At 64.1% G+C, this 25,587-nt stretch carries 22 protein-coding genes; 7 read left to right on the plus strand and 15 right to left on the minus strand.

The window, feature by feature from the left end; translation table 11 throughout:
* Positions 1–320 precede the first annotated feature (320 nt).
* Positions 321–1,964, plus strand: coding sequence for an arylsulfatase (locus QO034_RS11385; protein WP_284485658.1), 1,644 nt, complete (start codon positions 321–323; stop codon positions 1,962–1,964).
* Positions 1,965–2,267: 303 nt separating this feature from the next.
* Here the strand turns inward: QO034_RS11385 and QO034_RS11390 are convergent, their stop codons facing one another.
* The 6 genes from QO034_RS11390 to QO034_RS11415 form a co-directional block, all read right to left on the minus strand.
* On the minus strand, positions 2,268–2,684 hold the full coding sequence (locus QO034_RS11390; RefSeq protein ID WP_284485659.1) for a F0F1 ATP synthase subunit epsilon: 417 nt from the start codon (positions 2,682–2,684) through the stop codon (positions 2,268–2,270).
* 11 nt (positions 2,685–2,695) lie between these two features.
* Positions 2,696–4,120 (minus strand): F0F1 ATP synthase subunit beta, encoded by a 1,425-nt coding sequence (gene atpD / locus QO034_RS11395; RefSeq protein ID WP_284485660.1) that lies wholly within the window; start codon positions 4,118–4,120, stop codon positions 2,696–2,698.
* 18 nt (positions 4,121–4,138) lie between these two features.
* A complete protein-coding gene (locus QO034_RS11400; protein WP_284485661.1) occupies positions 4,139–5,014 on the minus strand; it encodes a F0F1 ATP synthase subunit gamma in 876 nt (291 codons plus the stop codon).
* Positions 5,015–5,025: 11 nt separating this feature from the next.
* Positions 5,026–6,564 carry a F0F1 ATP synthase subunit alpha gene (gene atpA / locus QO034_RS11405; protein WP_284485662.1) on the minus strand — a complete coding sequence of 513 codons (1,539 nt, stop codon included), beginning with the start codon at positions 6,562–6,564 and terminating at the stop codon, positions 5,026–5,028.
* Positions 6,565–7,125, minus strand: a complete 561-nt coding sequence (locus QO034_RS11410) for a F0F1 ATP synthase subunit delta (RefSeq protein WP_284485663.1) — start codon at positions 7,123–7,125, stop codon at positions 6,565–6,567.
* A 332-nt stretch (positions 7,126–7,457) separates the two neighbouring features.
* Positions 7,458–8,192 (minus strand): methyltransferase domain-containing protein, encoded by a 735-nt coding sequence (locus QO034_RS11415; protein WP_284485664.1) that lies wholly within the window; start codon positions 8,190–8,192, stop codon positions 7,458–7,460.
* 61 nt (positions 8,193–8,253) lie between these two features.
* On the opposite strand from QO034_RS11415, the gene gloB reads away from it, so the two are divergent.
* From gloB to QO034_RS11430, 3 genes are all read left to right on the plus strand, one after another.
* On the plus strand, positions 8,254–9,021 hold the full coding sequence (gene gloB / locus QO034_RS11420; protein ID WP_284485665.1) for a hydroxyacylglutathione hydrolase: 768 nt from the start codon (positions 8,254–8,256) through the stop codon (positions 9,019–9,021).
* A gap of 174 nt (positions 9,022–9,195) precedes the next feature.
* Positions 9,196–11,517 (plus strand): ATP-dependent Clp protease ATP-binding subunit ClpA, encoded by a 2,322-nt coding sequence (clpA, locus tag QO034_RS11425; RefSeq protein WP_284485666.1) that lies wholly within the window; start codon positions 9,196–9,198, stop codon positions 11,515–11,517.
* Positions 11,517–12,479, plus strand: a complete 963-nt coding sequence (locus tag QO034_RS11430; RefSeq protein WP_284485667.1) for a M23 family metallopeptidase — start codon at positions 11,517–11,519, stop codon at positions 12,477–12,479. Before clpA ends, QO034_RS11430 begins: the two co-directional genes overlap by 1 nt.
* Before the next feature lie 6 nt (positions 12,480–12,485).
* Here the strand turns inward: QO034_RS11430 and QO034_RS11435 are convergent, their stop codons facing one another.
* From QO034_RS11435 to QO034_RS11445, 3 genes are all read right to left on the minus strand, one after another.
* Positions 12,486–14,612, minus strand: a complete 2,127-nt coding sequence (locus QO034_RS11435) for a peptidoglycan -binding protein (RefSeq protein ID WP_284485668.1) — start codon at positions 14,610–14,612, stop codon at positions 12,486–12,488.
* Between the two features lie 3 nt (positions 14,613–14,615).
* The gene (locus QO034_RS11440; RefSeq protein ID WP_284485669.1) at positions 14,616–15,797 is read right to left on the minus strand and encodes a biopolymer transporter ExbB; all 1,182 of its coding nucleotides are present in this window, start codon (positions 15,795–15,797) and stop codon (positions 14,616–14,618) included.
* A gap of 70 nt (positions 15,798–15,867) precedes the next feature.
* The gene (locus tag QO034_RS11445; protein ID WP_284485670.1) at positions 15,868–16,398 is read right to left on the minus strand and encodes a gamma-glutamylcyclotransferase; all 531 of its coding nucleotides are present in this window, start codon (positions 16,396–16,398) and stop codon (positions 15,868–15,870) included.
* Between the two features lie 66 nt (positions 16,399–16,464).
* Here QO034_RS11445 and QO034_RS11450 point away from each other — a divergent pair, with 66 nt between their 5' ends.
* A complete protein-coding gene (locus QO034_RS11450; protein ID WP_284485671.1) occupies positions 16,465–17,466 on the plus strand; it encodes a DUF2125 domain-containing protein in 1,002 nt (333 codons plus the stop codon).
* On the opposite strand, the gene QO034_RS11455 is transcribed toward QO034_RS11450, so the two are convergent.
* From QO034_RS11455 to QO034_RS11470, 4 genes are all read right to left on the minus strand, one after another.
* Positions 17,463–18,287, minus strand: coding sequence for an extensin-like domain-containing protein (locus QO034_RS11455; RefSeq protein ID WP_284485672.1), 825 nt, complete (start codon positions 18,285–18,287; stop codon positions 17,463–17,465). The genes QO034_RS11450 and QO034_RS11455 overlap by 4 nt on opposite strands.
* A complete protein-coding gene (locus QO034_RS11460; protein WP_284485673.1) occupies positions 18,284–19,207 on the minus strand; it encodes a prephenate/arogenate dehydrogenase family protein in 924 nt (307 codons plus the stop codon). The genes QO034_RS11455 and QO034_RS11460 overlap by 4 nt, the downstream gene beginning before the upstream one ends.
* Positions 19,204–20,289: a histidinol-phosphate transaminase gene (gene hisC, locus QO034_RS11465; RefSeq protein WP_284485674.1), complete on the minus strand. Its 1,086-nt coding sequence runs from the start codon at positions 20,287–20,289 to the stop codon at positions 19,204–19,206. The genes QO034_RS11460 and hisC overlap by 4 nt, the downstream gene beginning before the upstream one ends.
* A gap of 64 nt (positions 20,290–20,353) precedes the next feature.
* Positions 20,354–21,784, minus strand: a complete 1,431-nt coding sequence (locus tag QO034_RS11470) for an aminotransferase class V-fold PLP-dependent enzyme (RefSeq protein WP_284485675.1) — start codon at positions 21,782–21,784, stop codon at positions 20,354–20,356.
* 95 nt (positions 21,785–21,879) lie between these two features.
* Between QO034_RS11470 and QO034_RS11475 the strand changes: the two genes are divergently transcribed.
* Entirely contained in the window at positions 21,880–22,347 is a 468-nt protein-coding gene (locus tag QO034_RS11475; protein ID WP_284485676.1) for an Lrp/AsnC family transcriptional regulator, read from the plus strand.
* Positions 22,348–22,350: 3 nt separating this feature from the next.
* Here the strand turns inward: QO034_RS11475 and QO034_RS11480 are convergent, their stop codons facing one another.
* Complete coding sequence (locus QO034_RS11480) at positions 22,351–23,766, minus strand: homospermidine synthase (RefSeq protein ID WP_284485677.1); 1,416 nt, start codon at positions 23,764–23,766, stop codon at positions 22,351–22,353.
* Between the two features lie 89 nt (positions 23,767–23,855).
* Positions 23,856–24,476, minus strand: coding sequence for a 30S ribosomal protein S4 (gene rpsD, locus QO034_RS11485; RefSeq protein ID WP_284485678.1), 621 nt, complete (start codon positions 24,474–24,476; stop codon positions 23,856–23,858).
* Positions 24,477–24,681: 205 nt separating this feature from the next.
* Here rpsD and rbsK point away from each other — a divergent pair, with 205 nt between their 5' ends.
* Entirely contained in the window at positions 24,682–25,587 is a 906-nt protein-coding gene (rbsK, locus tag QO034_RS11490) for a ribokinase (RefSeq protein WP_284485679.1), read from the plus strand.

Here is a 25,587-nt window from a genome sequence, read left to right on the forward strand (position 1 = left end):
CGGTTATCCTGGGGAACACGATGCTTGCAGACCCGCCTGCCGGACAAGTCTGACCCTTGCGGATGCGGCGCGTCGTCCATCGCGGTTGTGTTCAACGTCAAGCCGGTTCCGGCAGCTTCTCCGCCTCGGGCATGCAAGACGCGCCGTGCGTCTGCCGCCAGCATCGGACGCATGGGTCGGCCTCGCAAACCGGGGCCGAGCATCGTGAAAGACCTTGACCCCGATCATTGAAATGTCCCGAGTTCGTGTTAGCGTTCGAAGTAGGTCGAACACGGGCGGACCCCGGTAGGATCAACCGGCGGCAATTGAAGGAAAACGTTATGCGAAGAGCAACCTTGGCGGCGGTCATGACCGTTGCCGTAGCGGGGTTTGCGGCCAGCACGGTCGCTGCCCAGGATCAAACGGAGAAACCCAATATCCTGTTCATCGTGTCCGATGACACCGGTTATGGCGATCTTGGCGCCTATCTCGGCGGCGAGGCGCGCGGCATGCCGACACCGAACCTGGATCGGCTTGCCGATGAGGGCATGATGTTCACCCATTTTTATGCCCAGCCGAGCTGCACGCCCGGCCGCGCTGCCATGCAGACAGGGCGTATCCCGAACCGCTCCGGCATGACCACGGTGGCCTTTCAGGGCCAGGGCGGCGGTCTTCCGGCGGCGGAATGGACGCTTGCCTCGGTTCTGAAGACCGCAGGCTACAACACCTATTTCACCGGCAAGTGGCACCTCGGCGAAGACGATTACGCGCTCCCGAATGCCCAGGGCTACGACGAGATGAAATACGTTGGGCTTTATCACCTCAACGCCTATACCTATGCCGACCCGACCTGGTTCCCGGACATGCCCGACGATCTTCGCGAGATGTTCGTGAAGGTGACCAAGGGGTCGCTGTCCGGCAAGGCGGGTGAACAGGCGGTCGAGGACTTCAAGATCAACGGGCAATATGTCGATACGCCCGACAAGGGCGTCGTCGGCATTCCGTTCTTCGATGGTTACGTCGAAAAAGCGGCGATCGAGTTTCTCGACAAGGCCGCGCAGCAGGATGCGCCCTGGTACATCAATGTGAATTTCATGAAGGTGCACCAGCCGAACATGCCGGCGCCGGAATTCGAGCACAAGTCGATCTCGAAGACCAAATACGCGGATTCGGTCGTCGAACTGGATACGCGGATCGGGAGAATTCTCGCCAAGCTGGAAGAAGTCGGCGAGGCGGACAACACCATCGTGTTCTACACCACCGATAACGGCGCGTGGCAAGACGTCTATCCGGACGCCGGCTATACGCCGTTCCGCGGCACCAAGGGCACCGTCCGCGAAGGCGGCAACCGCGTTCCGGCCATGGTGCGCTGGCCTGGTCATGTCAAGCCCGACAGCAAGAGCGCGGCGGTCGTTGGCGGGCTCGACCTGATGGCCACCTTTGCCGCGGTGGCGGGCATTGACCTGCCGACCGAGGACCGCGAAGGCCAGCCGATCATATTCGACAGCTATGACATGACCCCGGTCTGGACTGGCGCCGGAGAGTCCAAGCGCTCTGCCTGGTTCTATTTCACCGAAGTCGAGCTCACCCCCGGCGCAGCGCGCGTCGGGAATTACAAGGCCGTGTTCAATCTGCGCGGCGATGACGGGGCCGCGACCGGCGGTCTTGCCGTGGATGCGAACCTCGGCTGGAAAGGCCCGGAAAGCTATGTCGCAACCGTGCCGCAGGTGTTCAATCTGCTGGACGACCCGCAGGAGCGCTATGACCTGTTCATGAACAACTTCACCGAACGGACCTGGTATCTGCCGGTGATCAACGATCAGGTGAAGGAACTGATGCAGACCTATGTCAAGTATCCGCCGCGCAAGTTGCAGAGCGAGGTCTACACCGGTCCGGTCACGCTCTCGCAGTACCAGCGGTTCCAGTACATCAGGGATTCGCTGGAAAAGGACGGTGTCAGCATCGGCCTGCCAACGGGCAACTGACGGCCATCGGGGCGGATCGGAAAACAGGCAACGGCCGGACTGTCGCGGTCCGGCCGAATGCCTTGGCAAAGAAGTCTCGAATGTCCGGCCGGCCGGGCGCTGCGCCGGGGGGTGGATCCTGAAACCTGCGAGGGTTTCGCAGTGGCGCTGTCTTGCCGGAACGAAAGCGATTGTCGCGGTTTCGCGCCTTCGCACCCCGGAAATAGCGAGCGGGCGACATTGGTTCCGGGTATCGGCCCAGATTCCGCCCAAACGAAAAAGGCCCCCGAAACGGGGGCCTTTTCCAGTCCGTGCTGTCCGGGTTCAGACGTTGATGTGATCGCCCATGGCGACCATGTCCGCCAGCAGTTTGGCGGCGTCGTCGACCGGACCCGGTTCGTTCTTGAACGTCTCCTTGGCCGCTTCATGAGCGGCGCGGGCGTCCTCGATCATCTCGTCGATATGTGCGCGGGTCACTTCGTTCAGCGGGATCGCCTTTTCGGCCAGGACCGACAGGCTGGTCGCGTTGATCTCGGCAAAGCCGCCGGACACGACATATTCGGCCGTGCCTTCGGGGCCTTCCACGTGCAACACGCCGGGACGCAGGGTGGTAATGACGGGGGCATGATCGGGCATTGCCGTCATGTCGCCATCCGCACCCGGAATCCGGACCGCGCTGACCCGAAGCGACGCGAGGCGACGCTCCGGGCTGACGAGATCGAATTGCATTGTATCTGCCATCAGGCTGCTCCTCAGGCTGCGTCTGCGGCCATGCGCTCGGCTTTGGCCTTCACTTCGTCGATGCCGCCGACCATGTAGAACGCGCCTTCGGGCAGGTGGTCGTATTCGCCGGCCACAACCGCCTTGAAGGATGCGATCGTGTCTTCTAGCGGCACCTGAACGCCGGGCGAACCGGTGAACACCTGGGCCACGTCGAAGGGCTGGCTGAGGAAACGCTGGATCTTGCGGGCGCGGGCCACGGTCAGCTTGTCCTCTTCGGACAGTTCGTCCATCCCGAGGATCGCGATGATGTCCTGAAGCGACTTGTAGCGCTGGAGGATCTGCTGAACGTCGGAAGCCACCTTGTAGTGTTCTTCACCCACGACAGCCGGGTCCATCAGGCGCGAGGTCGAGTCCAGCGGGTCCACGGCGGGGTAGATGCCGAGTTCGGAAATCGCACGCGACAGAACCGTGGTGGCGTCGAGGTGCGCGAACGAGGTCGCCGGGGCAGGGTCGGTCAGGTCGTCCGCAGGCACGTAGATCGCCTGCACCGAGGTGATCGAACCGGCCTTGGTCGAGGTGATGCGTTCCTGCAGGGCGCCCATGTCGGTGGCCAGCGTCGGCTGGTAGCCCACGGCGGACGGGATACGGCCCAGCAGGGCGGACACTTCGGAGCCGGCCTGGGTGAAGCGGAAGATGTTGTCAACGAAGAACAGAACGTCGGTGCCGGACTGGTCGCGGAACTGCTCGGCCAGGGTCAGACCGGTCAGGGCGACGCGGGCGCGGGCTCCCGGAGGTTCGTTCATCTGACCGTAGACCAGGGCCACCTGGGATTCTTCCAGGTTGTCCGGCTTGATCACGTTGGATTCGATCATCTCGTGGTAGAGGTCGTTGCCTTCACGGGTCCGTTCGCCCACACCGGCGAAGACCGAGTAGCCCGAGTGCACCTTGGCGATGTTGTTGATCAGTTCCATGATGAGAACCGTCTTGCCCACGCCGGCGCCGCCGAACAGGCCGATCTTGCCGCCCTTGGAGTAGGGGGCCAGCAGGTCGACGACCTTGATGCCGGTGACGAGGATTTCGGATTCGGTGGACTGTTCCGAAAAGGCCGGGGCTTCGGCGTGGATCGGGCGGTGTTCGGTTGCATTGACCGGGCCGCCTTCGTCGACGGGTTCGCCGATCACGTTCAGGATGCGGCCCAGCGTTGCGTTGCCGACCGGCACGGAGATCGGTGCGCCGGTGTCTTCGACGACGGTTCCGCGGACGAGACCTTCGGTGGCGTCCATCGCAATGGTGCGAACGGTGTTTTCACCCAGGTGCTGAGCGACTTCCAGCACCAGTTTCTTGCCGTTGTTTTCGGTGGTCAGCGCGTTCAGAATTTCGGGGAGCGTGTCCTCGAACTGAACGTCGACGACGGCGCCGATGACCTGAGTCACTTTGCCTTTTGCGTTTGCCATTTAGTTGTCTCCGGTTCCTTAGAGCGCTTCCGCGCCCGAAATGATTTCGATCAGTTCGTTGGTGATCACGGCCTGGCGCGACCGGTTGAATTCGATCGTCAGCTTTTCGATCATTTCGCCCGCGTTGCGGGTCGCGTTGTCCATGGCGGACATCCGCGCACCCTGTTCGCTGGCGCCGTTCTCCAGCAATGCAGCGAAGATCTGCGTCGCCACGCCCCGCGGCAGAAGATCGGCCAGGATGGCCTCTTCATCGGGCTCGTAGTCGTAGATCGTGCTGGCTTCGGCGCCTTCGGGCGCTTCGAACGCGGCAGGAATGATCTGCTGCGCCGTCGGGTTCTGGGTCACGACGTTGACGAATTTCGAGTAGAAGATCGTCGCCACGTCGAATTCGCCCGCATCGAACCGCGCCAGGACGTCCTTGGCGATGCTCTGGGCGTCAGAATAGGCGACCCGCTTGATCTCGGTCATGTCGACATGACCGACGAACTTGTCCCTGAAGTCGCGTTTCAGCGCATCGCGGCCCTTCTTGCCGACGGTCAGGATCTTCACGGTCTTGCCGGCGCGGATCAACTCGCCTGCCTTGATGCGGGCGAGCTTTGCGATGTTGCTGTTGAACCCGCCGCAGAGACCGCGTTCGGCGGTCATCACGATCAGGAGGTGCACCTGATCGCTGCCCGTGCCGCTGAGCAGCTTGGGCGCGGAATCGGATCCACCGACCGACGCGGCCAGTTGCCCCATCACGGCGTTGAACCTTTCCGTGTAGGGGCGCGACTGTTCCGCACTTTCCTGCGCGCGGCGAAGTTTCGCCGCGGCAACCATTTGCATGGCCTTGGTGATCTTGCGAGTGCTCTTGACACTCTCGATCCTGTTTTTCAGGTCCTTGAGGCTTGGCATATCTCAGACCCTCAAGCGAAATCAGCGGCGAATTCGTCGAGAGCTGCTTTCACTTTTTCTTCGGCCTCGCCCTTGATCTTGGGATCTTCGGTGGTGAGGAATTTCAGCAGATCGGTATGCTTGCCGCGCAGATGCTTCAGCAGCCCGGTTTCGAACCGGCCCACATCGCTGACCGGCAGCTTGTCGAGATACCCGTTCACGCCGGCATAGATCACGCAGACGATTTCCGCGTTGGTCAGCGGCGAATACTGCGGCTGCTTCATCAGCTCGGTCAGGCGCGCGCCGCGGTTCAGCAACTGCTGGGTCGCCGCGTCGAGGTCGGAACCGAACTGGGCGAAAGCCGCCATTTCGCGATACTGCGCCAGTTCCAGCTTGACCGGGCCGGCGACCGATTTCATCGCGTTGGTCTGGGCCGAGGAGCCCACGCGCGACACCGACAGACCGGTGTTCACGGCGGGGCGGATGCCCTGATAGAACAGTTCGGTTTCCAGGAAGATCTGACCGTCGGTGATCGAGATCACGTTGGTCGGAATGAACGCGGACACGTCGCCGCCCTGGGTTTCGATGATCGGCAGCGCGGTCAGCGAACCGGCGCCATTGTCTTCGTTCAGCTTGGCGGAACGTTCGAGCAGGCGGGAGTGCAGGTAGAACACGTCGCCCGGATAGGCTTCACGTCCCGGCGGGCGGCGCAGCAGCAGCGACATCTGGCGGTAGGCGACAGCCTGCTTGGACAGGTCGTCATAAATGATCAGCGCGTGGCGGCCGTTGTCACGGAAATGCTCCGCCATGGCCGTTGCGGCATAGGGCGCGAGGAACTGGAGCGGCGCCGGATCCGACGCGGTCGCGGCCACGACGATGGAGTAATCCATCGCGCCGTTTTCTTCCAGTTTCTTGACCAGCTGGGCCACGGTCGACCGCTTCTGGCCGATGGCGACATAGACGCAATACAGCTTCTTGGATTCGTCGTCGCCGGCAGCGTCGTTGTAGGATTTCTGGTTCAGGATCGTGTCGAGCGCCACGGCGGTCTTGCCGGTCTGGCGGTCGCCGATGATCAGTTCCCGCTGGCCACGGCCGATCGGGATCATCGCGTCGACCGATTTCAGGCCTGTCGCCATCGGTTCATGCACCGATTTGCGCGGGATGATGCCCGGTGCCTTGACGTCGGCGACGCCGCGCGCCTTGGCGTTGATCGGACCCTTGCCGTCCAGCGGGTTGCCCAGACCGTCGACAACGCGGCCCAGGAGTTCGTCGCCGATCGGAACGTCCACGATCGAGTTCGTGCGCTTGACGGTGTCGCCTTCCTTGATTTCCCGGTCCGAGCCGAAGATCACGATGCCGACGTTGTCGCTTTCCAGGTTCAGGGCCATGCCCTGGATGCCGCCCGGAAACTCGACCATTTCACCGGCCTGAACGTTGTCGAGGCCATAAACGCGGGCGATACCGTCGCCAACGCTCAGCACGCGACCGACTTCGGCCACCTCGGCTTCCTGACCAAAATTCTTGATCTGGTCTTTCAGGATCGCAGAAATCTCTGCTGCTTGGATACCCATTTATCCGACCTCTTTCATTGCATTCTGAAGGGAGTTGAGTCGCGAGCGGATCGATGTGTCGATCATTTTCGATCCGACCTTTACGACAAGACCGCCGATGAGGCTTTCATCGACGGTCGCATTGACGGTGACGGTCTTGCCGACGCGCTCTTTCAGCGTCGCGGCGAGTTTTTCGGTCTGTGCCTTGGTCAGCGCTTTGGCGCTGGTCACCTCGGCGGTGACTTCGCCGCGTTCGTCGGCCAGCTGTTCGCGCAGGGCGCTGACCAGTTGCGGAACGACAAAGAGCCGGCGTTTCTGCGCCATCAGCGCAAGTGCCTGGCCCAGCACCGGGGCGAGGTCCATTTTCTTCGCAATGGCGGAAATCGCGGATTCCTGTTCGTTGCGCGAGATCAGCGGCGACTGGATCAGGCTGCGCAGCTCGGCGCTTTCGGACAGCGCGGCGGCCAGGTCGTTGATGCTGGTTTCAAGGCCATCGAGGTTCTTGTTGTCTTGCGCGATCTCGAAGATCGCCGTGGCATAGCGCGCTGCTATGCCCGCGGAAATCGAAGCTGGTTCGGACACGTCCACCCTTCCGATACTTGGCCCCGGTTTGCTGCGGTCGCGCAGTGTCCGGGGGCGTGAAGACGCCCCGCCAAACGGCAGGGCAGCAAAATCAGCGTGGATGTAGCAGAGCCCCTGCTTGCCCGCAACAACCTATAGCGATAACATCTGCAGCCATAAATTCCATGTTATTAAGGCGTTAGTCCAGGTGCGACCGTATGCGCCTTCTTTGCGCATCTTAAAAATACAGGGATTTTGCGCAATTAGGCGATTCCTGAACGTGCGCGACGCCGAAAAGCCGTGCTCCGGTGCTGTCTGGCCCGCATGGCCACCCGGCGGGGCGGCGGGGCGGGTCAGGCCGGTTTCGCCAGCCCCTCCAGCGCCTTTATCGGCCGCTTCCCGGCTTTCCGGGCGACCGTGCCGGTCGGCGGCAGAACGCGTTTGCTCGCCTCGACCATGAACACCCCTCCCGGAAAGACGGTTGGCAGCCGGCTGCCATATTTCTCGAAGAGCGGCCCGGACTTCAGCCAGAACCGGCGCGAGGATGGCGGCTGGTAGAGCGCGGCGCCGTTGCGTTCCGGCAGGAACTGGTGCTTCTTCAGCTGGGTTTCCAGCTGCCCGAGCGTGTAGGGCCTGCCGTAGCCAAACGGTGTCCGGTCGCTGCGCGACCACAATCCGGCCCGGTTCGGAACGATGAACATCGCCTTGCCGCCGGGACCGAGGACGCGCCAGCATTCGTCCAGCAGGCGCGAGGGGCGTTCGGAGGTCTCGAGCCCGTGCATCACCACCAGTTTGTCCACATGACCGGTTTCGATCGGCCAGAGCGTTTCCTCGGACAGGACCGAGACATTGGGCAGAGCCGGCGGCCAAGGCATGACGCCCTGCGGCGCGGGCATCAACGCGATCACCCGGCGCGCATCCGCAATATAGGGCCGCAGCAGCGGAACCGCGAATCCGAACCCGAGCACTGTCTGCCCCTTGGCCTCGGGCCAAAGCGCGATCAGGCGTCCCCGCACAGAGGCCTGCGCCGCGCGTCCAAGCGTGCTGCGGTAGTAGAAGTTCCTCAGATCCTGCACATCAAGATGCATTGCGGGTGCCCGTCTGATCGGCCAAGCTGCCGACAATGTAACAACGAAAGGGCGAAAGACCATGCCTATCGAGATCGTGACGATCCCCTGTCTCAACGACAACTACGCCTTTCTGGCGCATGATCCGGCCAGCGGAGACACCGCGCTGGTGGACGTTCCGGAAGCGGCGCCGATCCTTGCGGCGCTCGGGGAGCGGGGCTGGACGCTGAGCCATGTTTTCCTGACGCATCATCATGCCGATCACGTGCAGGGCCTGAAGGAAGTCCTGTCGCAGCACCGCGCCAATGTCGTTGGGGCGGCGGCGGATGCCCACCGCCTGCCGAAGCTCGATATTGCCGTGGCCGAAGGCGACACCGTGCATGTGGGCAAGGAAGTCGGACATGTGATGGACGTCTCGGGGCATACGGTCGGGCATGTCGCTTACCACTTCCCGGACAGTGCGGCGGTCTTCACAGCCGACAGCCTGATGGCCCTGGGCTGCGGGCGTCTGTTCGAAGGCACCGCGCCGCAGATGTGGGCGTCCCTGGGCAAGCTCGCGGCCTTGCCTGACGAAACCCTCGTCTATTCCGGCCATGAATACACAAGGGCCAACGGCGCATTCGCCCTGACCATTGAACCGGACAATCCGGACCTTATATCCAGGGTCCGCGACATCGCGGCGGCGCGATCCAGGGGCGAACCGACGGTGCCGTCTTCCCTGGCTCTCGAAAAGGCCACCAACCCCTTTCTGCGTGCGACGGTGCCTGCGGTTCAGGCGAATGTCGGGCTTTCGGGGGCCGACCCGGTCGAGGTCTTTGCCGAGATCCGTGCCCGCAAGGACCGGTTTTGATGCCGGATTTCTGCGCGTCAAGGTGACGAGTGCACTTTTTGTGACCATAAATCGAAATAAAAAACTTGAAGCCGGGGCGTGATCAACCAAACTCTAATACTATGAGGACATGGTTGGTTCAGGAACGCAGCAAAGATTTGCGTCCCACCCGACCCAGACAAGAGGAGCACGCCCGTGCCTTCATTCTCGAGCACACTTGAACAGGCCATCCACGCCGCGCTCGCGCTGGCGAATGAACGGCGCCACGAATTCGCTACGCTGGAACATCTGCTGCTGGCCTTGCTGGACGAACCGGACGCGATCCGGGTGATGAAGGCGTGCAGCGTCGATCTTGGCGAATTGCGCAGCACACTGGTCGAATTCGTGGACGAGGACCTGTCCAACCTCGTGACCGATATCGACGGGTCGGAAGCGGTTCCGACCGCCGCGTTCCAGCGGGTGATCCAGCGTGCCGCGATTCATGTGCAGTCTTCGGGACGCACCGAAGTCACCGGCGCCAACGTGCTGGTAGCCATTTTCGCCGAACGTGAAAGCAACGCGGCCTATTTCCTGCAGGAACAGGAAATGACGCGCTACGATGCGGTCAATTTCATCGCGCACGGGGTGGCCAAGGATCCGGCGTTCGGGGAATCGCGCCCGGTGAGCGGCGCGCCCGAGGCGGAAGAAGAACCCCAGGGCGTGACCGAGGGCGAAAAGAAGGAAAGCGCCCTTGCCAAGTATTGCGTCGACCTGAACGCGAAATCGCGCGAAGGCGACATCGACCCCCTGATCGGCCGCGATCAGGAAGTGGAGCGGTGCATCCAGGTTCTGTGCCGCCGGCGCAAGAACAATCCGCTGCTCGTCGGCGATCCGGGGGTCGGCAAGACCGCCATTGCAGAAGGGCTGGCGCGCAAGATCGTTGCCGGTGAAACGCCCGAGGTCCTGTCCAGGACGACGATCTATTCGCTGGACATGGGGGCCTTGCTGGCCGGAACCCGGTATCGCGGCGATTTCGAAGAACGGCTCAAGGCGGTCGTCACCGAACTCGAGGCGCACAAGGATGCGGTGCTTTTCATCGACGAAATTCATACGGTGATCGGCGCTGGGGCGACCTCCGGTGGGGCGATGGACGCCTCCAACCTGCTGAAGCCCGCGCTTCAGGGCGGCAAGCTGCGCACCATGGGGTCCACCACCTACAAGGAATTCCGCCAGCATTTCGAAAAGGACCGCGCACTGAGCCGCCGGTTCCAGAAAATCGACATCAACGAACCGTCGATCGAGGATTCCGTCAAGATCCTCAAGGGCCTGAAGCCCTATTTCGAGGAGCATCACGGCGTCAAATACACTGCGGACGCGATCAAGACCGCCGTGGAACTGGCGGCGCGCTACATCAATGACCGCAAGCTGCCGGACAGCGCCATCGACGTGATCGACGAAGCGGGCGCCGCCCAGCATCTGGTCGTCGCTGCGAAACGGCGCAAGACCATCGGCACCAAGGAAGTCGAAGCCGTGGTGGCCAAGATCGCCCGTATTCCGCCCAAGAACGTCAGCAAGGACGACGCCGAGGTTCTCAAGGATCTCGAAGGGTCGCTCAAGCGCGTCGTCTTCGGTCAGGATGCAGCCATCGAAGCCTTGTCGAGCGCGATCAAGCTGTCGCGGGCCGGGCTGCGCGAACCCGAAAAGCCGATCGGGAATTATCTCTTCGCCGGTCCGACAGGCGTCGGCAAGACCGAGGTGGCGAAACAGTTGGCGGATACGCTGGGCGTCGAACTGCTGCGCTTTGACATGTCGGAATACATGGAAAAACATGCGGTATCCCGCCTGATCGGCGCGCCTCCGGGCTATGTCGGATTCGACCAGGGCGGCATGCTGACAGACGGTGTGGACCAGCATCCGCATTGCGTCCTGTTGCTGGACGAAATCGAAAAGGCGCATCCCGACGTCTACAACATCCTACTTCAGGTGATGGATCACGGAGAACTGACGGATCACAACGGGCGCACGGTCAGCTTCCGCAACGTGGTGCTGATCATGACATCCAACGCGGGGGCGCAGGAACAGGCGCAATCGGCGATCGGTTTCGGCCGGGATCGCCGCGAGGGCGAGGATACCGCAGCCATCGAGCGCACATTCACGCCCGAATTCCGCAACCGTCTGGACGCGGTGATTTCCTTTGCGCCGCTGCCGAAATCCGTCATTCTTCAGGTGGTGGAAAAGTTCGTTCTGCAACTGGAAGCGCAGCTGATGGACCGCAACGTGACCATCGAACTGACCAAGGCCGCAGCGGAATGGCTGGCGGATAAGGGATACGACGACAAGATGGGAGCCCGCCCCCTCGGCCGCGTGATCCAGGAACACATCAAGAAACCCCTGGCCGAAGAACTTCTGTTCGGAAAGCTGGCCAAGGGTGGCGTCGTCAAGGTCGGCATGAAGGACGGCAAACTGGATCTTCGGATCGAGGGGCCGGACAAGCCGCGCCTGTCGGGAAACAAGCCGCCTCTGTTGACTGCGGACTGATGCGGGCGGCGTTGGCCGCTGTGATCCTGTCGCTCGCCGCGCCCGTCGCGGCGGGCGATTTCGTTCTGGACCTGCCGATTGGCTGCGATCTGGGCGAAACCTGCCACATACAACATTTCGTCGATCGCGATCCCGGCAAGGGAGCGATGGATTTCCGGTGCGGGCATATGACCTATGACGGTCACAAGGGAACGGATTTCGCACTCGCGACTCTCGCGGACATGCGCCGGGGCGTCGACATTCTGACCGCCGCGCCGGGTGTCGTGACCGCCCAGCGCGACGGGATGCCCGACATGGCGTTCGACGACGGCAATGCGGCACAGGTCGAGGGAAGGGAATGCGGCAACGGAGTCGTGATCGAACACGAGGGCGGATGGGAAACGCAATATTGCCACATGAAATCCGGCTCGATCGCCGTGTCCGAGGGGGACAGGCTCTCCGCCGGCGCCGTGCTCGGGCAAGTGGGGCTGAGCGGCAAGACGACCTTTCCGCACCTGCACCTGTCCGTTCGCCGCGAAGCGGCCGTGATTGATCCTTTCGATGTCGATCCGGCAGGGAACTGCGGCTACAACCCCCTGTCGATCTGGCGCGAGACGCCGCCTTACCGGGCGGGCGGTCTGATCGGCGCGGGATTCGCCGATGGCGTGCCAACCTATGATGCAATTCGCGACGGTTCTGTCCCCGAGACCGATCTGACGCGCGATTCAGCGGTGCTGGTTCTGTTCGGATTTGCCTATGGCGGGCGAGAAGGTGACGAAATGCGCCTGATCCTGACCGGCCCGGAGGGCGAGATCCTGTCTCATGCCGAACGGCTGGACAGGGCGCAGGCGCAGTTCTTCCGCGCCGCCGGCAAACGCAGGCCCGCCGCCGGGTGGCCCGCCGGACCTTACGAGGGCCTCGTGATCCTGCTGCGCGACGATGTGGAGCTGGACAGAAAACCGATCCGGATCAGGGTCGATTGACCCTCATCATTTCTCGGTCAGTTTCAGTTCGATACGCCGGTTCTGCGCTCGGGCTTCGGCGGTGTCCGCGGGATCGACCGGCTGATACTGGCCAAAACCGTTGGCCGACAGGCGGTCCGGAGGGATGCCGAGGAAATCGACCATGTAGCGTACCACCGACAATGCGCGCCCCTGGCTGAGTTCCCAGTTGTCCCGGTATCGTCCGGAGCTGATCAGCGGAATGTCGTCGGTGTGACCGTCGACCCGGATCACCCAGTCGATTTCGGGCGGTATGTCCCGCGCGACACCGCGCAGGATGCTGGCCACCTTGGCGATCTCCGCCTCGCCTTCGGGCGACAGATCGGCGCGGCCCGGCGGAAACAGCACTTCGGAGGAAAAGACGAATCGGTCGCCTTCGATCCGCACCCCTTCCTGGTTACCCAGAAGGTCGCGCAACCGCCCGAAGAATTCCGATCGATACCGTTCCAGATCCTGCGCCTGCGCCGCCAGATCCCGCGTTTCCGCTTCGAGCGCCTCGGCCTTGGCTTCCAGTGCGCGGGCCTCTTCCTCCAGCCGTTTGCGTTCGGCCTCTTCCAGCAGACGCCGTTTGCGTTCTTCCGACGCGGCCCGTGCAAGGGCCGCGTTGAGATCGGACCCCAGGGTTTCCAACTGCACCTTGGCGGCGGCATCGCGTTCCTTGAAATCATCCAGCAGCGCCTGCAATCCGCCCAGTTGCGTGCGAAGAGCCGCGACCTGTTGGTTGAGCAAAGCCGTCTGGCGCTGCGCCTGTTCGGAAATCCGTTCCTCTTCGGACAGGCTCGCCCGCGCCTGCGCCAGCAGCGCGGCCCGTTGCTCGGCCAGCGTCGCTGTGTCTTCGGCCCTGGTTTCGGCATCCTGTTGCGCCGCAAGGGCGGCCGCCAGCCGGGCCTGCAGCACCTCGCGGTCTGTGGCCTTGACCTGCGCCCGTTCCAGCGACTCGAGCGCCGCGAGCAGCCGCGCTTCGACCGCGGCGCGGTCCAGTTCCGTCTGGTCGGCGTCGGACACCGCCGCGGCCAGGTCGGCCTGCGCCCTGGCCAAATCGGCTTCCAGTTGCCGGCGCGCGGATTCGGCTTGCGACAATTGCGCCGCGAGATCGGTTTCGGTCGCTTTCCCGTCGGCGCGGGCCTTGTCCAGTTCGGTCTGAAGCCGGGCGAGGGCGCGATCGTTTTCGGCCTGCGACGCCTCCATCTGCGTCAGCACGCGGGTCAGCCTGTCGACCAGGGCGTCGCGTTCGCCGGCTTCGCTGCGCGCCGCCGCGATCCGGGCCAGCGCGTCCGTCAACTTGCCGTCCAGCGTCTCGCGGGCCGCCTCCGCGGCGGCGAGCAGCGTCAGCGTATCCTCGGCCTCCTTGCGCTGACGTTCCAGTTCCAGCGTCATGGCGGTCAGTTCCGTGTCCGCGTCGCGCAACCGGTCCCGCAGCGCTTCGGCGGCGGCCGCTTCGGCGAGCCGTCCGGCTTCTTCGGCGTCCAGTTCCTGTTCGAGTGATGCGATGGTTTCAGACGTCTCGGCCGCGTCCCGCCGCAGATCGGCGACCAGCGCTTGCAGGGCCTCGCGCCGCGCCGCGGCCAGCCGTGCGGCTTCGGCCTGGGCATCGATCTCGCTCCGGCTTTCGGTGAGCGCGAGACGGAGCGCCTCCTGATCCGATATCAGCCGGTCGCGTTCAGCAGAGAGCGACGCGATATCCTCCCGCGCCTTGGTCCGGTCGGTCAACAGCCCCGCGACCTGAGCTTCAAAATCCGTGATCCGCTCCCGAGCCGCCGCCAGAGCCGTGGCCTGCTGGTCCCGCTGCGTCGTCAGGGTCGCGATGACGTTCGCCTGATCGGCCAGATCGTCTTGCGCTTGTGCAAGGGTCGCATTCAGGGCGCCCATCCGGGCTTCGAGTTGTGCGGATTTGCGTTCTTCGAGACCAAGCGCGCTGGCCAGCGCGCTGACTTCGGAGGACAGCGCGTCCAGTTCGCTTTCCTGGCCCGAAATGGTTTCGCGCAGCACGAACTGAACCACCATGAAGATGGTGAGCAGGAACATCAGAACCAGCAGGAGCCCGGTCATGGCGTCCACGAAACCGGGCCAGATCGAGGCCTGGAACCGGGCTCCTGTGCGACGGGACAGGGCCATGGCCTAGGTCTCGCCCGCGTCCGTGGGCCGCGCGGCGCCGCGGGGGCGGGCCAGCGCCCGCACCAGCAGGTCGATGTCCTTGCGCAGTTCGGCCATGCTTTCCTGCCGCCCGGCGGACATCTCTTCGAGGATCCGCAGCATCTGCACGTCGATGGACCGCAGGCGCATCCGGCTTTCCGCGTCGATCCCGTCGCCGCTGCCGTGCGACCGAAGCGCCTCGATCAGCGTTTCCTGACCCAAGGCCACGCGATCCAGCGCGGCGGCGGTGCTTTCGGACTGTTCGGCGCGCCGGTTCATGTCCCGGATCGCGTCGACCAGGTTGCCCAGCTTGTGATCGACCGAGGCGCGGCTTTCATCGGACAGGGCGAACATCTGGTGCAGGGAATCCATCTGCTCGGCCATGTGGTCCATGACGCGGGACATGGCGTCGGCCTCGGAAGCGCCGTCCTCGCCCGACGAAAACCCGACCCGCGTGATCGACGACAGCCATTCTTCGAGTTCGCGGTAGAACCGGTTCTGTCCGTGTCCGGCGAACAGTTCCAGCAGCCCCACGATCAGCGATCCTGCCAGTCCCAGCAGAGAAGATGCGAAGGCGACCCCCATGCCGCCAAGTTGCGCTTCGAGTCCGGTCATCAGGCGATTGAACACCGCGATGCTTTCTTCGCCTTCCTGCGGCGCGAGGCTGCGGATCGTGTCCACCACGGCCGGGACGGTGGTGGCCAGCCCGTAGAACGTGCCCAGAAGCCCGAGAAAGATCAGAAGGTTGACGATATACCGCGTGATGTCGCGCTCTTCGTCGATCCGGGTCGCAACCGAATCCAGGATCGACCGGGTGGACGAGGAACTGAGCTGCATCCGCGCCCCGCGGGAGCGCAACAGCGAAGCCAGGGGCGCGAGAAGCTGCGGCGGGCTGACTTCGCTGTCCGCTTCGCCCAGGGCAAAGCGTTCGATCCACCGGACCGATCCGATCAGCTGAATGACCTGGTAGAAGGTGGCCAGCACGCCGATGACGAAGACGAAAAGGATGAACCCGTTGAGATAGGGGTTCGCTTCGAACACGGGCAGCACCCGGGGCAGGGCGACGAAAACGCCAAAGCCGGACAGGCCGAGCGCTGTCAGCATCATCAGGATCTGACGCACCGGCTGGCTGAAATGTGGCGTGGGTTCGCGGTCTGGCTTCGCCATGCGCCTTGGTCCTGACGGTTTTCTGCTCTTTTCGGGACTCTACAGAATAATCACAGGCTGCGCCAAGGCTTTATGCTGTCAGCGCACGGACCCGCGCGGCGAGCCAATCGAGATCGGGATCGTTCAGATTCATTTCCGCCAGATGGTCCGTCGTGTTGAAGAGGTATTCGGTGTTCGGGCCGCGCCCGCCGACCGCGCGGGCGATGATCCGCGCCTGTTCCTCAAGCGGGAGACCGCCGCAATACTGGCCGTGGTTCCGATCTATCACATAGGTCACGGCGGTCACGGACTCGCCGCTGTCGAGGGTCACGGACAGGTTCTTTTCCAGGTAGGCCGATGAAATCAGCTCGCGTTCGCGCAGGTAGTCCAGGGTCGGTTCTTCCTGACCTTCGGCGACGGCCAGCGCCAGCCCGCGACAGCTTGCGCCCGCGACCTCGTCCAGGGCCAGGACAAGTCCGGGATCGGTCTCCGTGCCGCGGTGATGGATCGAGCGCATGCAGAAGGACCGGGCGTAATGCGGCAAGGTGGCCAGGGCAGTTTGCGCCACCTGGAATCCGGGATTCCACAGAAGCGATCCATATCCGAATACCCACATCGTCATAGTGCTGGTCCTTGTTGATTTCGCCCTATAAACAGCAAAGCGTTGTCCGCGAAAAGGGGTCGGAACATGATCCGCCTGTTGAAAATCTGCATTGGTCTCGGTCTCGTCTGGTCAGCCTACTGGTATGGCTCCGGATTCCTGGTGCGCCAGGGCGTGGCGAGGTGGTTCGATCAGCAGGCGGCCCTGGGCTGGCAGGCGGACTTTGTCGATATCTCGACCAGCGGCTTTCCCTTGCGCCATGTCACGACGCTGACCAACCCGGCGCTGGCGGACCCGGCGAACGGGACGGCCTGGCAGGCCGACTGGCTGGTCATGGACAATCCGGCGATATGGCCGGGTCATCAGACCCTGCTGTTCCCGCCCACGGTGCAGCGCCTGTCCTATCTGGACCAGACCGTCGAGCTCATGGCCGAGGACATGACCGCCGATTTCCACCTGAAACCGGGAACCGACCTGCAGGTGGAACGCATGGCGCTGACCGCCGGCGTGTGGTCCGTTCACGCCCAGGGCACGGACGTGCTGGGCGGCCAGGAACTGATCCTGTCGATGCAGGAAACCGACGGGCCAGCGACCTATCACTTTACGGTTGCGGTGCCGCAGTTCGTCCCGGATGAACGGTTGCGGGGCGCACCGGGCGCCGCATCGGCTTTGCCGGCCAGCTTTCAGACGCTGGAACTGGACATGAAGGTCGGGTTCGACCGGCCCTGGGACCGGCGCGCGCTGGAAGAGCGCCGTCCACAGCCAACGTCCATCGATCTGCGGCTGGCGCGGGCGGAATGGGGGCCGCTCAGCCTGTTCGCGGCTGGCCAGTTGACCGTCGATGCCGGCGGTGTGCCGACGGGGACAGTGACGCTCAAGGCCGAGAACTGGCGCGACATGCTCGCCATTGCGCAACAGTCCGGGACGATCCCGGACATCGCGGTGGAGCCGACGGCGAAGATCCTGAACCTGCTGTCGCGGGTCAGCGGCAACCCGGACACGCTGGACGTGGAACTGACCCTGCGCGACGGGAAGATGTCGATGGGGTTCCTGCCGCTCGGGCCGGCCCCCTACATCTACCTGCGCTAGCGGCAGTAGGGGCCGCTGCGGTAGCTGGCGGTGTCGAAGTGGAAATGATCCTTGTGATACCCGTCGGAGTCAGGCCCAAGGGTGGTGCCGAACGGGCCGCAGGCGCGGTTGTACGCCCTGCGCAGCGGGCGCAGCGTCGTGCCTTTGCCCCAGCCGTTCAGCACCGTGATGACTTCGCCGTCCTTCATGGTGAAAGCCGAAAGGTCGATGGCGTTGCCCTTGCCGTGCTCTGAAACGCGGCCGCCCGCCTGGTTGTTGCGGGTGCGGCAGGCGTAATGGGCCGCGACCCGCATTTCCACCACTGGTCCGCGCTGGCGGAAAGCGGGTTTCAGGCCATTGTCCGTCCATTCCCGCAAGGCAAGCGCCGTCTTGCAGTTCATCAGCGCGGGCGGAGACAGCACCACACCTGAAACCGACCGGACCCGCACCGCGTCCTGGATGCCGCAGGCCTTGATCTTGCCGGGCACGTGACCGACCGCGTCGCCCTGTATCGCGATGTCGCCGCAGACGGCGCCCTTGCGTTGCTGCCGCTTCCTGGCCATCGCCTTCTGTTCCAGTTCGGACGGGCGCAGCCAAGGTCTGAGAGAGGTGCCGGGCGACAGGAAGGCCATGGTTTCCGGACGGGCGGCCAATCCCGCGATCTGTTCGGACAGCGGGCGCAGCGACGGGCGCATCAGGGCGGCGTCGATCAGGGTTTCCGCGGCCGCCGCGGGGCCGGGCCGCTGGACGGGACGCAGCGATTGATCCGGGGCCGCCGGCAGGGCCGGCGAAGCCCAGACCGCAAGAGCGATCACGACCGCGATGTGCCGGGCCGCTGTCACCGCACCGACTTTGCGCGGCCGAAGTCCGGCGCATCCGTGTCCTGGCCCGCTTCGATGATGCCGCGCCGGATCGCGCGCGTGCGGGTGAAATAGGCGTGCAGGTGGTCGCCATCGCCGATCCGGATCGCCCGTTGCAGGGCAAAAAGCTCTTCCGTGAACCGCCCGAGGATCTCCAGCGTCGCATCCTTGTTGTTCAGGAAGACATCGCGCCACATGGTCGGGTCGGAGGCCGCGATCCGGGTAAAGTCGCGAAAACCGGCGGCGGAGAACTTGATCACCTCGCTGTCGGTCACGCGGCGCAGGTCGTCGGCCACCCCGACCATCGTATAGGCGATCAGGTGCGGCGCGTGGCTGGTGACGGCGAGCACCAGGTCGTGATGGTCCGCATCCATGATCTCGACATTCGAACCGATGCCTTCCCAAAGCGCGGTCAGCCGGGCCACCGCGTCGTCGTCGCTGTTTTCCACCGGAACCAGCAGGCACCAGCGGTTGTCGAACAGTTCCGCGAACCCGCTTTCTGGGCCGGAATGCTCGGTCCCGGCCAGCGGGTGCGCCGGCACGAAATGCACCCCGTCCGGAAGATGCGGCGCGACCGCCTCTATCACCGCGCGTTTGACCGACCCGACATCCGTGACCGTCGCGCCGGGCTTCAGCGCCGGGGCGATGTCCCGTGCGACCTGTTCCATTGCGCCGACCGGCACGCAGAGAACGACCAGGTCGGCGCCTTCCACGGCCTCTGCGGCGCTGTCGCAGACGCGGTCGCACAGCCCGATCCGCCGCGCCGTGTCCCGCGTCGCCCGGGACCGGGCATAGCCTGTGACTTCATCCGCCAGCCCGGCGCGCCGGATCGCCCAGAACATCGAGGATGCGATCAGGCCAAGGCCGATCAGCGCGACCCGATCATAGATTTTGGTGCTCATGACGCTCCGTTCTTGAAGGCTGCGACCGCCGCGGCCACGCGGCGGCAGGCGATCTCGTTGCCGACGGTGATCCGCAGCGCGTTCGGCAGGTTGTATCCCGCCACCCGCCGCACGATCAGCCCCTGGGACTTGAGGTAGTCGTCGCAGGCTTCGGCTTCGGCCCGGCTGGCAAACCGGGCGAGGATGAAATTGGCGCAGGACGTGTCGGACGGCACCCCGAGTTCGGCGAGCGCCTCCGCCAGCCAGGTGCGCCACCGGGCATTCTGCGCGCGGCAATGTTCCACATACTCCGTGTCCCGGATAGCGGCCTCGGCGGCGGCCAGCGCGGTTCCGGACAGGTTGAAAGGGCCGCGCACCCGGTTCAGCACGTCGATGATATCCCGCGGTCCATAGCCCCAGCCGACGCGCAGGCCGCCAAGACCGTAGAGCTTTGAAAAGGTCCGGGTCATCACCACGTTGTCACGCGCCGAAACGATCGACGCCCCCCCGTCAAAGCCGTCCACGAATTCCGCATAGGCGCCGTCCAGGACCAGCAGCGCCTGCGGCGGCAATCCGTCCGCCAGCCGCGCGACTTCCGACGCGCCGATCATCGTGCCTGTCGGGTTGTTGGGGTTGGCGATGAAAACGAGTTTCGTGCGGTCGGTGCAGCCCGCCAGCAAGGCGTCCACATCCGTCACCCTGTCGCGTTCGCCCACCTCGACCGGGGTTGCCCCCGCGGCCAGCGCGCTGATGCGATACATGGCGAATCCGTGTTCGGTGTGCACAACCTCGTCGCCGGGTCCGGCATAGGCCTGGCAGAGAAAGGTGATGATCTCGTCGCTGCCGACGCCGCAGATGATGCGCTCCGGATCAAGCCCCATCGCCTCGCCGATGGCCGCCCGCAGCTTGGCATGGTCGGTCGACGGATAACGGTGGATTTCCGAAGCGCTGTTTCGGACCGCCTCGGCGGCCTTGGGGCTGGGGCCAAGCGGGTTCTCGTTGCTCGACAGCTTGATGACGTTCTCGACGCCATCCACATGCGCGGCCCCGCCTTGGTACAGGCTGATATCCATGATTCCGGGCTGCGGCGTGATCTTGGTCATGACAGGAGGCTCCTAGACGTGCCCCGTCATAGCGTCACCGCCGCTGCGTGAAAACCCGCAAACCTCAGGCGACCCGCGACATCGGCTTGAAACGCGCGGTCGCCGAATCCACGGCATAGCGTGGCGCGTAATCTTCGGTCGTGCGGCTCAACGCATTGACGCTGTCGATGATGAACCGCGCCGTTCTGTCATCCATCATGTAGCTGAAATTCAGCCGCACCCATCCGGGTTTGCGCAACTCGCGGCCCTCTGCCAACTCCCTGTGCAATGCGGTTGATTCGGCCTCGCCAATTTGCAGCAGGCGGTGCGCATAGGGTCCGGCGCAGGCGCAGCCGCCGCGCGCCTGGATGCCGTAGACGTCGCTGAGCATGCGGGTGAACAATTGCTGGTGCACCGGGGCGCCCTTCGCGTCGCGGACCCGAAAGGAGAAGATCGGCAGCCGGTGCGGGTGATCGGCGCCCAGCAGTTCCAGGTGAGGATTGCCGCGCCAGCCCTCCAGCGCCATCCGGTTGAACCGCGCTTCGCTTGCGGCGATCGCATCCGTCCCCACCGCGTCCTTGACGATGAAGGCCAGCGCCGCCCGGATGTCGCCGATCACGTTGGGCGTGCCGGCCTCTTCGCGGGACGCGAGGTCTGCGGAATAATCGTGCCGCCAGGGCGAAACGAAGGACACCGTGCCGCCACCCGGCCAGCTGGGCGTCGTGCGGCGCAGGGCGGACTGGTTCACCACCAGCACTCCGGATGCTCCGGGACCGCCCGGAAACTTGTGCGGCGACACCACGACGGCATCCTTGCGCGCTTGCGCCCCGTCGGCCATGTCGATCGGCAGGTAGGGGCCGGCGCCGGCATAGTCCCAGACCGACAATGCGCCATGCGCCTTGAGCAGCCGGGTCACGGGTCCGGTGTCGGTGATCACCCCGGTGACGTTGGAGGCGGCGGAAAAGCTGCCGATCTTCAGGTCGGATTCCGCGTGTTCGGCCAGCGCTTCGGCCAGCGCGGCGATATCGACGCCGCCATGCCGGGCTTCGGGAATTTCCACCACCTTTGCCTTGCTTTCGCGCCAGGGAAGGATGTTGGAATGGTGCTCGTATGGGCCGATGAAGACCGCCGGCGAACGGGCTTCGTTGACGCCGAAGAGGCTGACCAGACGGTTCAGCCCCGCTGTCGCCCCGGACCCGGCAAAGATCACCTTGTCATTCTCGCCCGCGCCGACAATCCGGGATATCTCAGCCCGCGCCGCGCGCCTGAGGCGGGTCATGTGGGCGCCGCAGAACGAGGCTTCGGTATGGCTGTTGGCGTAGAACGGCAAGACATGGGTCGCAATGAAATCCTCGACCTGCCGCAGCGCGCGCCCCGAAGCGACGTAATCCGCGTAGACCAGCGGCACGTCGCCGTTCAGACCCGGTATCAGGATGTTTTCCCCGATCAGACCGTCGCGCAGCGTTCCTGCGTCGGTTGCGGCCAGAATCGTATCGCGGAAGGCGGGCAGGGTCATCGGCGGGCTCCTTTTCATGACTGAAATATGACCTTGGCAATGCGCGAAAACTTCACCTATCTTTACGTTAAAGTGTCAATAATTGGGTCAAATAAATGAAAACAAGTCAAAATCCAGATCAAATTGATATCAGCCTGCTGCGGGAATTGCAGCGGGACGCAAGCCTGTCGCAACGCGATCTCGCGGAGCGGGTGGGACTCTCCCAGAACGCCTGCTGGCGGCGTCTCCGGGCATTGTCTGAGAACGGGGTGCTGCTGGGAACCACCGCGCGCATCGACAGGGCGCGGCTGGGGCTATCGCTGGTGGTGTTCGTGATGCTGCGCACCCGGCACCATTCGGCGGGCTGGCTGCAAGCCTTCCGCCGCCATGTGCTGACGATTCCCGAGGTGGTCGATTTCCACCGCATAGGCGGCGACTACGATTACATGCTCAAGGTCGTGACCGAGGACATGACAAGCTACGACAAGGTTTACCAGCGGCTGATCGAAAAGGTCGAACTGGACAGCGTAACGTCCTATTTCGCGATGGAGGCCATCGCCGAAAGCCGCCCGCTGCCCTTGTAGGCGTCAGGTCGCCAGCACGTTCCGGAACTGCCAGGGATCGCTTTCGTCGATGTCCTCGGGGAAATGTTCCCACCGGTCCTGAAGCGGCGTCCAGTCGGTGTAATGCGCCTCGACCGGCCCAAGATAGGGGCGCTGCACTTCAAGGCAACGGATATGGTCCATCTCGTCGGTTTCAACGATCCCGGCCTCGGGGTTTTCCAGTGCCCAGACCATGCCCGCCAGAACCGCGCTCGTTACCTGAAGACCGGTGGCGTTCTGGTAGGGCGCGAGCTTGCGGGTTTCGGCGTTGGAGAGGCGCGATCCGAACCAGAGCGCGTTCTTCTCGTGGCCATAGAGCAGCACGCCCAGCTCGTCGATGCCCTCGACGATCTCGTCCACGTCGAGGATCTCGTGCGTGCTCTGCTGGCGTCCCGAACCGAACATCTCGTGCAGCGACAGCACCGCGTCATCGCAGGGATGGTAGGCGTAGTGGCAGGTCGGGCGGAACTCCGGCGCGGCGGCGTCGCCGACGGTGTAGTAGTCGGAAATCGAAATCGCCTCGTTATGCGTCACCAGGAAGCCGAACTGCGGCCCCGGAGTCGGGCACCAGGTATGCACCCGCGTGATCGCGCCGGGCCGGTCCAGCCAGATCCCCGCCAGGCAGCCGCTGTCCTGCCGGTGTCCGTTTTCCGGGAACCAGGTCTCATGGGTGCCCCAGCCCAGTTCGGCTGGCTGGAACCCTTCGGAAATGAAACCTTCGACAGACCATGTATTGACGAATGTTCCGCGCGGGCGCGGCAGGCGGCGGGCCTGGGTGTCGCGTTCCGCGATATGTACGCCCTTCACGCCCAGCGACTGCATCAGCGCCGCCCAGCCCGCGCGGTCCGTGGGCGTATCCACCGCGCGTCCGGTATCGCGGGCAAGCGTCAGCAGGGCTTCCTTGACGAACCAGCTGACCATGCCGGGGTTGGCGCCGCAGCAGTTGACCGCCGTGGTGCCGCCGGGGTTGGCCGCCTTTTCGTCGCGCACCTTCTGGCGTAGCGCGTAGTTGGTGCGATCGGCGTTGTTCTCTGTGTCGAAATAGAACCCGGCCCAGGGTTCGGCCACGGTGTCGATATAGAGAACCCCGAGTTCGCGGCACAGTTTCATCAGATCCAGCGACGAGGTATCGACGCTGAGGTTCACGCAGAAACCGCACTTGCCGGGAAACAGGCGGGTCAGCACCTCGCGGTAATTTTCCTTCGTGATGGCGATCTCTTCGTGCCGGATGCCATGCTGGGACAGGAACAGATGCGTGTCGGGGTTCGGGTCGATGACCAGCAGCTTGTCGGCGTCATAGTCGAAATGGCGCTGGATCAGCGGCAACGTGCCTTTTCCGATCGACCCGAAGCCGATGATGACAATGGGGCCGTCGATGTGGCCATAGACGGGGTGGGACATGAAAGGCTCCTGCGGCGATCAGCGGGCGAAAACGGGAAGGGGCCGCGCCGGATCCGGCGCAGCCCCTGAAGAACGGATCGGATCTGCGCTTAGTTCTTGGCGTAGAATTCGACGACCAGATTCGGTTCCATCACCACGGGATAGGGCACATCGCCCAGTTGCGGCGTGCGCACGAAAGTGCAGGTCAGCTTGGAATGGTCGACTTCCATGTAGTCGGGGACGTCGCGTTCCGGCAGTTGCGTGGCTTCTAGAATGGCGGCCATTTGCTTGGAGCGGTCGCGCACTTCGATCACGTCGCCCTCCTTGACGCGGTAGGACGGGATGTTGACTTTCTTGCCGTTCACCCGGACGTGGCCGTGGTTCACGAACTGGCGTGCCGCGAACACGGTCGGCACGAATTTCGCGCGATAGACGACGGCGTCCAGGCGGCGTTCCAGCAGACCGATGAGGTTTTCACCGGTGTCGCCCTTGACGCGTTCGGCTTCGGCATAGATGCGGCGGAACTGCTTCTCGGTCAGGTCGCCATAGTAGCCCTTGAGCTTCTGTTTGGCGCGCAGCTGGATGCCGAAATCGGACAGCTTGCCCTTGCGGCGCTGGCCGTGCTGGCCAGGGCCGTATTCGCGGCGGTTGACCGGCGACTTGGGGCGGCCCCAGATGTTTTCGCCCATGCGGCGGTCGATCTTGTACTTGGCAGACGTGCGTTTGGTCACGGCTGATCTCCTTCTGTGTGGCCCGATGTGGGCATGAAGGGCGTTGTCCTCTGGATTGCTCCTGACAGGCTGTCCCTTGCGGGGGCCACCAACACCAACGAAGCCGCGCTTATACGCGCCAATCCGGCAGAGTCAACAGGGCCCGGTGCCTTGACAGGGCTTGGGCGCATATCCCAACTGAAAGCAGGCATTCGAGGGGGCAGGGATGGGAAAAGTCGTCGTACTGGGGATCTTTGTCGCCGATGCCGCCTTTCGCGCGGACCGGATGCCGCGCATGGGCGAAACCGTGCTGGGCAACGGGTTCCTGCTCGGCCCTGGCGGCAAGGGATCCAACCAGGCGGTCGCTGCCGCGCGGATCGGGGCCGAAACGCATTTCCTGACCCGCCTTGGACAGGACGCCTTTGCCGACATGGCGCGCGGCGTATGGGAAAAGGCCGGGGTTATCGCGCATGTGCGCACCGATCCCGACAGCCACACCGGGGCGGCGTTCATCTATGTGGACGACGCGACCGGGGACAATGCCATCATAGTCTCGCCCGGCGCTGCCGAACGGATTTCCCCGGCGGACGTAGAGGCCCACGCGGCTCTGATCGCCGGGGCCGACGTGTTCATGGCGCAACTGGAACATCCCGTCGCGGCCACGGTCGCGGCGCTGCGAATCGCGCGGACCGCGGGCGTGGCGACAATCCTGAACCCCGCTCCGGCCGCCGATCTGCCGCCGGAGGTGCTGGCGCTCTGTGACTACCTGACCCCCAATGAAACCGAGGCGGAGGCTCTGACCGGACTGGCCGTGACCTCTGTCGCGGGTGCCGAACGGGCCGCCGCGCGGCTGTGCGAGATGGGGGTCGGCACGCCGATCATCACTTTGGGTGAACGTGGTGCCTATCTGCACGGTCACGGTCTAGTGCCGTCGTTCAAGCCGGGTTCGGTAGTTGAAACCACCGGCGCCGGCGACGCGTTCAACGGCGGTTTCGCCGCAGCCCTGTCGCGCGGAGCGGAACCGCTCGAGGCCGTGCGCATCGGCTGCGCGACCGCTGGGCTGTCTGTCACGCGCCGCGGGGCTGCGGCGTCGATGCCGGCCCTGGCCGAGGTCGAAAAGCTGATCGGTTGA

This window comes from Sedimentitalea xiamensis (assembly GCF_030164465.1).
GTDB classification, from domain to species: Bacteria; Pseudomonadota; Alphaproteobacteria; order Rhodobacterales; family Rhodobacteraceae; genus Sedimentitalea; species Sedimentitalea xiamensis.

Bases quoted from the DNA above. Each gene is read 5' to 3' on its own strand.
- QO034_RS11385 (WP_284485658.1), top strand. From the start codon at position 321: ATGCGAAGAGCAACCTTGGCGGCGGTCATGACCGTTGCCGTAGCGGGG.
- QO034_RS11390 (WP_284485659.1), bottom strand. From the start codon at position 2,684: ATGGCAGATACAATGCAATTCGATCTCGTCAGCCCGGAGCGTCGCCTC.
- atpD (WP_284485660.1), bottom strand. From the start codon at position 4,120: ATGGCAAACGCAAAAGGCAAAGTGACTCAGGTCATCGGCGCCGTCGTC.
- QO034_RS11400 (WP_284485661.1), bottom strand. From the start codon at position 5,014: ATGCCAAGCCTCAAGGACCTGAAAAACAGGATCGAGAGTGTCAAGAGC.
- atpA (WP_284485662.1), bottom strand. From the start codon at position 6,564: ATGGGTATCCAAGCAGCAGAGATTTCTGCGATCCTGAAAGACCAGATC.
- QO034_RS11415 (WP_284485664.1), bottom strand. From the start codon at position 8,192: ATGCATCTTGATGTGCAGGATCTGAGGAACTTCTACTACCGCAGCACG.
- gloB (WP_284485665.1), top strand. From the start codon at position 8,254: ATGCCTATCGAGATCGTGACGATCCCCTGTCTCAACGACAACTACGCC.
- QO034_RS11430 (WP_284485667.1), top strand. From the start codon at position 11,517: ATGCGGGCGGCGTTGGCCGCTGTGATCCTGTCGCTCGCCGCGCCCGTC.
- QO034_RS11435 (WP_284485668.1), bottom strand. From the start codon at position 14,612: ATGGCCCTGTCCCGTCGCACAGGAGCCCGGTTCCAGGCCTCGATCTGG.
- QO034_RS11440 (WP_284485669.1), bottom strand. From the start codon at position 15,797: ATGGCGAAGCCAGACCGCGAACCCACGCCACATTTCAGCCAGCCGGTG.
- QO034_RS11445 (WP_284485670.1), bottom strand. From the start codon at position 16,398: ATGACGATGTGGGTATTCGGATATGGATCGCTTCTGTGGAATCCCGGA.
- QO034_RS11450 (WP_284485671.1), top strand. From the start codon at position 16,465: ATGATCCGCCTGTTGAAAATCTGCATTGGTCTCGGTCTCGTCTGGTCA.
- QO034_RS11460 (WP_284485673.1), bottom strand. From the start codon at position 19,207: ATGAGCACCAAAATCTATGATCGGGTCGCGCTGATCGGCCTTGGCCTG.
- hisC (WP_284485674.1), bottom strand. From the start codon at position 20,289: ATGACCAAGATCACGCCGCAGCCCGGAATCATGGATATCAGCCTGTAC.
- QO034_RS11470 (WP_284485675.1), bottom strand. From the start codon at position 21,784: ATGACCCTGCCCGCCTTCCGCGATACGATTCTGGCCGCAACCGACGCA.
- QO034_RS11475 (WP_284485676.1), top strand. From the start codon at position 21,880: ATGAAAACAAGTCAAAATCCAGATCAAATTGATATCAGCCTGCTGCGG.
- QO034_RS11480 (WP_284485677.1), bottom strand. From the start codon at position 23,766: ATGTCCCACCCCGTCTATGGCCACATCGACGGCCCCATTGTCATCATC.
- rbsK (WP_284485679.1), top strand. From the start codon at position 24,682: ATGGGAAAAGTCGTCGTACTGGGGATCTTTGTCGCCGATGCCGCCTTT.